This is a genomic window from Micrococcus sp. HMSC31B01 (genome assembly GCF_001816085.1).
In the GTDB taxonomy this organism is placed as follows: Bacteria; Actinomycetota; Actinomycetes; order Actinomycetales; family Micrococcaceae; genus Micrococcus; species Micrococcus luteus.
The window spans coordinates 1-833 of record NZ_KV824951.1 but is presented as its reverse complement, the minus strand read 5'-3'; the positions used below and the strand labels follow the sequence as shown (position 1 = coordinate 833).

The window sequence follows — 833 nt, the reverse complement described above, 5'->3', positions numbered from 1 at the left end:
ACGGGGTCCTCGCTTCGGGTCGGGCCCCGGGCGGTCGACACAGACGCCCGTCGTCTTGCGGACGCGCGCCCCGGGGCACGTCCACGCTAGCGTGCATGACTGAACGCCGCCTAGAGGCCGAACATCCGCTCCTCCCACGGTCCCGGCCGCGCCGGATCTCTGGTGTCCGCTTCCCACGCCGCCTTACACTCAACCCCAGGATCCGGCGGGTCCGCCCGGTGCGGCGGCTCGCCTCCGTCGTCGAAGGAGACCCCGCATGACCGTGCCCGCCCGCCCCGCCGACGTCGGCCGTCTGGCGCGCGCCGTGACCGCCGCGGGTCTGGGAGGCCTGGGCCTCCTGGTGGCGGCACCCGCCGCGCACGCCGTGACGGTGCCGCCGGGCGTGTACGTGGTGGACGAGGCCGGGGTGCTCTCGACCTCCGATGAGCAGCGGCTGACCCAGGAGATCCAGGACCTGCGCCGGGACACCGGGCAGGGGCTGTACGTCGTCTACGTGGATGAGTTCAGCACGGACGCCCAGACGCTGGCCCAGGACGTGGCGCGCCAGCGCGGGCTCGGAACGAACGACTCGGTCCTGGCGATCGCGGTCGAGGACCGCGCCTATGGGCTGGACAGCGGCGGGGACGCGAACCTGCAGAACCAGGTGACGCGCACCTACGTGGGTCCGGAGCTGTCCAGGATCGGCACGGACCCCGGCTCGGCGGACTGGCTCGCGGCGGGCACCGCTGCGGTGCAGGGGCTCGACGACGCCGCCGACGGCACGCTCGACGGCAGGGGGGCCAGCGGGGCCGAGTACGATCCGGCCGGTGCCCTGCCGGCCGGCACCACCGGCG

The 833-nt window shown here is 74.8% G+C and carries 1 protein-coding gene; it reads left to right on the top strand.

Annotation, left to right across the window (positions count from 1 at the left end; translation table 11 throughout):
- Window positions 1–256 precede the first annotated feature (256 nt).
- The coding region (locus tag HMPREF3105_RS01955; RefSeq protein ID WP_141762400.1) for a TPM domain-containing protein at window positions 257–833 on the top strand (577 nt) is incomplete at its 3' end.